The sequence below is a fragment of the Streptomyces sp. NTH33 genome (assembly GCF_003236365.1).
In the GTDB taxonomy this organism is placed as follows: Bacteria; Actinomycetota; Actinomycetes; order Streptomycetales; family Streptomycetaceae; genus Streptomyces.
Genome location: NZ_POTZ01000461.1, coordinates 1 through 5,447, shown reverse-complemented (window position 1 = coordinate 5,447; position 5,447 = coordinate 1). Strand labels below are relative to the sequence as shown.

Genomic DNA, 5,447 nt, shown 5'->3' with positions numbered 1-5,447 from the left:
CGCCGTAACAGGTCCCCGACAGGCGCCGGCGGAGTGTGTGAGGGCCGCGCCGCCCGTGTGTCAGCATGAGGCGTGGCCGAACGCACCAGGGGGGAAGGCATGTACGGCAGCAGGAAAGGGGCACTCTCGCGCGCCTCTTCGGCGGGAGTCCGGGCGTCCGCGGCGGTGCTGGGGGCGGCGCTGATGGCCGCCGGGTGTTCCTCGGGCGGCGGTGACGGCAAGGACGACGGCGCCTCCCCCACCCAGCAGCCCAAGGGCGCCGACCCGTTCTGGGTCAACCCGGACAGCAGGGCCGCCCGGCAGGTCGCCGCGTACGTCAAGGCCGGGAAGAAGACCGACGCCGAGCAGATCCGGAAGATCGCCGAGCAGCCGACCGGCGAGTGGATCGGGCCGGAGAACTCCGAGCAGGAGGCCCGCGGGTTCACCGAGGCCGCCGACCGGGCGGGCCGCACCGCGCTGCTCGTCCTCTACAACATCCCGCACCGCGACTGCGGCCAGTACTCGCAGGGCGGCGCCGGTGACGGCGACACCTACCGGGCCTGGGTGGACGGCGTGGCCAAGGGCATCGGGGACCGCGCGGCCACGGTGATCCTGGAGCCGGACGCCGTGCTGCACCTGGTGGACGGCTGCACCCCAAAGGAGTTCCAGGACGAGCGCTACGACCTGCTCAAGGGCGCGGTCGAACGGCTCAAGTCCCTGAAGAACACCAAGGTCTACCTGGACGCGGGCAACGCCGGCTGGGGCCACCCCGACCAGATCTTCGAGCCGCTGCGGCGGGCGGGCGTGGACCGGGCCGACGGTTTCGCGGTCAACGTCTCCAACTTCTACTCCACCGAGGACTCCATCGCCTACGGCAAGCGACTGTCCGCCAAGCTCGGGAACCAGCACTTCGTCGTCGACACCAGCCGCAACGGCAACGGCCCCTACGACGGCGGCGATCCGGGCGAGCGCTGGTGCAACCCGCCCGGCCGGGCGCTGGGCGAGACACCCACGACCAGAACCGCCGACCCCCTCGTCGACGCCTACCTGTGGGTCAAGCGGCCCGGCGAGTCCGACGGCACCTGCAAGGGCGGACCCAACGCGGGCGACTGGTGGGCCGAGTACGCGCTCGAACTCGCCAAGGCCAGCAAGTAGCCCTACACAAAGACGACTTGGGGGCGCCCCCACCGCCGTAAAGGCGGCGGAGGGCGCCCCCTCGGGAGCCGTCGGGCTACGGCACCTTCACCCACTGCGCCGTGCTCGGCGTCCCCTGGTCGTCGTCCACGAACAGCATGTACCAACCGGACTGCACCAGGTTCCGGTTCTTCGGCACCGTCACCGTGATCCTGTCACCGGACGTGGTGAAGTCCAGCGCGATCGAGCGCTGGTCGACGTCCGTCACGTGCGTGGAGGCGCTCGGGCGGATCAGCCGGACCTTCTTGACCGTGCCGGCGTGCTGCGAGGTGAACGTCCCGGAGGCGCCCCGGACGATGGTCTGCGGGCCGCCCGACAGGGAGGGCCGCGCGTCCCGGTAGAGGTACGGCGGCGTGTAGATCTCCACGCGCTGCTCGAACGTGCCGGGCTTGGTGTTGGCCTTGTCGCCGAAGAGCGAGTCGGAGCCGAAGAACATCACCCGGCCGTCCGGAAGCAGGATCGAACCGGCGTGGTAGTGGCGGCCGACCAGCGGGTCGGCGACCCGCTTGAAGGTGTGGGACTTCGGGTCGTAGAGCCGGGCCTGGAGGATGTTGGAGTCGCCGCGGCCCCGGTAGTCCTCCGAGCCGCCGGAGACCAGGACGGAGTCGTCGGGCAGGATCGAGGACTGCGGGTAGCGGGTGCCCTTCTCCAGCGTCGGACCGTCGGTGAAGCGCGGGTTGCCGTCCTTCAGGTCGATGATCCGGGTCTTGTTGCTGGCCAGCTTGGACTCGCCGACCCCGCCGCCGCCGATCACCATGAACCGCTCGTCCTGCGCGGGCGGCAGCAGGACCGTGCCGGAGGTCTCCATCATGTCGGCGTCGCTCAGGCCGGGCAGCTGGGTGAACTTGTTGCTGTCCACGTCCCAGACGCCCGGGTCGCGGCCCACGTCGGCCGGGCCGTAGCCCGCGTTGGAACCCGAGTAGAACAGCTTGCCGTTCTGCAGCAGGAACATCGCCGGGTAGGTCGGGAACTGACGGACCTTCGGCGTGTACGTCCACTTCTTGGTCCTGGGGTCGAAGACCTCGTTCTTGCCCGGGACCAGCTGGCCGATGTCGTCGAGGCCGGAGACGCTGAGGATCTTCCCGTCGCTCAGGGTGGCGAGCGTCGGATACCAGCGGGCCTCGTTCATCGGGTCGACCTTGATGTACTTCTCGGCGACCGGGTCGAACTCGTAGGCGTCCCGGATCCCCTGGAAGTCCTTCTTGTCCAGGGCGAGCTTCTCCGCGATGCCGTAGGTGTTGCGGGCGTCGGCGCCGGTCATGCCCTGGATCCGGTAGTTGTCCTGGGTTCCGGTCTCGTACCTGGCGCCGCTCTTCTGCGCCTCGACGTAGACACGGCCCAGGCCCGGGGTGTTGCCGGTGAACCTGCCGGTGGCGTCGAAGTTCTTCTTGGCGCGCGGCACCAGCACCGGGTCCTTGGAGACGAACGTCTTGCCGTTCCCCTTGCCGGTGAACCTCGTGCCCGCGGGCAGCGTGATCGGCTTGTCCGGGTTCTCGTTGTGGACGACCATCAGGCCGCCGGCCTTGGTGACGTCGCCCTGGAGCTTCTCGTAACGCTTGGTACCGCCGGCGATCAGGATGTTGCCGTCGGCGAGCTGGGTGTGACCCGTGCAGAACAGGTCCTCGGGCGTGGGCACCTTCTTGACGGTGCCCTTGACCGGGTCCCAGATACGGGTGTCGAACCGCCGGGCGTCGAAGTTCTTCTTGTTGTTGCCCGAGCCGGCGACCATCAGCACCTTGCCCGTGTGCAGCAGCACGGCGTGGATGGTGTTCTGCCGGTACTCCTTCGGGAACTCGACGATCTCCCAGTGGCCGTTCTCGGCCTTGTACTCGGGCTTGTTGATCTTGTACTGGTGGTAGCGCTCCGTGCTGAAGCGGTAGAGCCACGGCCCGTTCATCCCGGCCAGAGCGACTACCACCACCGCGCCGATCCCGAGCCGTCGGGCGCGACGGAGGCCGGCCTGGTCCCTCATTCCTTATGTCCCCCCAGTCCACCGAGGGCGATCTGCATGGTGTGCTCGCCCGTCGTTCCGTCGGCCGCTCCGTCCGTCGCCGCCCAGGTGGGCTGCTGCCGCGCCGTGTGCGGCGCGGGTCCCGGTGGCACCTCCGCCGCGGGGACCGGCGTCCCCTGGGCCGGGGTGTGGGCCCGGTGCGCGTGCGCCGGGGCCGCGTCCCGCGGCTGGGGCATGGTGACCGGGCCCGGGCCCGTGCCCTTCTTCCGCTCCTGCCGGAGCGTCCACCGCCAGGCGAGGATCGGTGCGGCCGTGACGAGCATGGCGAACGTGGCCCAGGTGACCATCGCCGGGTGGGAGTGCCCGAAGGCGAAACCGGCGGCGAGCGAACCGCCGAAGACCAGAATGAAGAACCAGTGGATGCGGAACGTGCCGAACAGCGTGTCGGGGCTCGCCGACTCGCCCTTCGGGGTCACCACGAACTTGCTCTTGCGGCGCAGTACGGCGTCCATCAGCGAGCGGGCGTAGATCGGCGCCGACAGCGCCGACATCACCATGCCGGCCACCCCGCCGGAGCCCTCCGGCTCGTGCGGGGAGACGTTGTGCCGGCGGTTCCAGACGTACAGGCCGATCTGGAGCGCGGAGGCGTTGCCGTACAGCATCAGCCACACGGTCGGGTCGATGTTCACGCCCGAGGCGCCCAGGCCCAGGAACAGCGCGCAGCTCAGCGCCGCCAGGATCCAGTTCAGGGCGGACATCGGGTAGAAGATGATCATCATGGTGTAGTTGAAGAGCTTGCCCGGCGGCAGGGTGCCGAAGCCCTTCCAGTACTGCTTGAGGATCGTCTCGTACGTGCCCCGCGACCAGCGCAGCTGCTGGGTGAAGAAGTCCGTCCAGGCGTTCGGGCCCTCGCCGACCGCGAGCACGTCCGGGGTGTAGACCGACTTCCACTTGCGGCCGGTGGCCGGGTTCGTGGCGCGGTGCATCTCGAAGCCGGTGGCCATGTCCTCGGTGATCGAGTCGTACAGGCCGCCGATCTGCTGGATCGCCCTGATCCGTACGGCGTTGGAGGTGCCGACGAACATGGGGGCGCCGTAGCGGTTGCCGGCGCGCTGGATCAGGGCGTGGAAGAGGAACTGCTGGGACTCGGCGGCCTTGGTGACGAACGTGTCGTAGTTGCCGTAGACCTGCGGGCCGATGACGAAGCCGACGTCCGGGTCGCGGAAGTAACCCAGCATCCGCTCCAGGTAGTTGGGCAGCGGTACGTGGTCGGTGTCGACGGAGGCGAAGAAGTCGTAGCCGTCGCCGTGGGCCTGGAGCCAGGCGTTGTAGTTGCCGTGCTTGGTCTTGGCGCGGTGCGGGCCCTTGGCCTGGTTCCAGCGCGCGACGCCCTTGCGGCTGAAGTGGTGGACGCCCAGGCGCGCGCAGACCTCCTTCACCTCGGGGTCGTCGCCCTCGTCGAGCAGCCAGACGTGCAGCAGACCCCGGTGGCGCAGCCGCACGGCGGCCTCCAGGGTTTTGGTCACCATCTCCAGGGGCTCCTTGCCGGGCACGAAGGAGGTCAGGAAGGCGACCCTCGTGCCGGTCTCGGGCACCACGGGTACGGGGTCGCGGGCGACCAGGGTGGCGTGCGCGTTGGACAGCACGTTCATGCAGCGGAAGAACTCGATCAGGCCGATCGAGACCAGCATCACCACGTCGAGGGCCGGCAGGAAGTCGTAGGCCGGGTAGTCGCGTTCGGTCCAGTGCTCGGGCTGCAGCAGCCAGGCCAGCAGGACCAGTGACAGCAGCGGCGCGGCGGCCGGCATCAGCGCGACCCGGATGCGGTGCGGCTCCTGGGAGATCAGCGAGCGGTACTGCACCTTGTACGGCTTGTCCGGGTCGGGCTGGGTGAGGGGACCTGCCAGGCGGCTGTAGTGCTCGTAGTCGTATCTCGGCAGGGTCTTCTTGATTCTGCGCAGGGTGCCGGTGTGGCCGCTGCGCTGCCACGGCAATCGGAGTTGGGCCGTTCGGGAAGGATCGAAGTCCTGCCCGACGCCTTTCGGCGTGGTCGTCATGAGTCATCCCCCCACACGCAGATGTGCGCGTGTTCGTCGCTTCCTTCGCCTGCTGCGGGACCCCCCGGACCTTTCGCAGACGTGTGCGTGGTGAGCCGCAGGCACCACGTCGTGCCACCTTGTAGACACGGCACCACGGCCCGCCGATGGCCTTGAGCGCGGAACCCGGGAAGAGCTCGGCGACCGTCTCGGCCCGGCTCCGCAGGCCCGTGCCGTACTGGATGACCGTGGTGGTGTGCTGCCGGCTGCTCGCGTTGCCGGTGCCG

3 protein-coding genes are annotated in these 5,447 nt (G+C 69.2%); 1 reads left to right on the top strand and 2 read right to left on the bottom strand.

Going from position 1 to position 5,447, the window contains the following annotated elements:
* Positions 1-99: 99 nt before the first annotated feature.
* A complete protein-coding gene (locus tag C1I97_RS30435) occupies positions 100-1,134 on the top strand; it encodes a glycoside hydrolase family 6 protein (protein ID WP_111006316.1) in 1,035 nt (344 codons plus the stop codon).
* Between the two features lie 76 nt (positions 1,135-1,210).
* Here C1I97_RS30435 and C1I97_RS30430 read toward each other — a convergent pair whose 3' ends face one another.
* Together C1I97_RS30430 and C1I97_RS30425 are read right to left on the bottom strand one after the other, a co-directional pair.
* On the bottom strand, positions 1,211-3,145 hold the full coding sequence (locus C1I97_RS30430) for a kelch motif-containing protein (RefSeq protein ID WP_111006315.1): 1,935 nt from the start codon (positions 3,143-3,145) through the stop codon (positions 1,211-1,213).
* Entirely contained in the window at positions 3,142-5,181 is a 2,040-nt protein-coding gene (locus tag C1I97_RS30425) for a glycosyltransferase family 2 protein (RefSeq protein WP_111006314.1), read from the bottom strand. The genes C1I97_RS30430 and C1I97_RS30425 overlap by 4 nt, the downstream gene beginning before the upstream one ends.
* Between the last annotated feature and the right edge of the window lie 266 nt (positions 5,182-5,447).

Excerpts from the sequence above, each read along its gene's own strand:
- C1I97_RS30435 (WP_111006316.1), top strand. The coding sequence starts at position 100 with ATGTACGGCAGCAGGAAAGGGGCACTCTCGCGCGCCTCTTCGGCGGGA.
- C1I97_RS30425 (WP_111006314.1), bottom strand. The coding sequence starts at position 5,181 with ATGACGACCACGCCGAAAGGCGTCGGGCAGGACTTCGATCCTTCCCGA.
- C1I97_RS30430 (WP_111006315.1), bottom strand. The coding sequence starts at position 3,145 with ATGAGGGACCAGGCCGGCCTCCGTCGCGCCCGACGGCTCGGGATCGGC.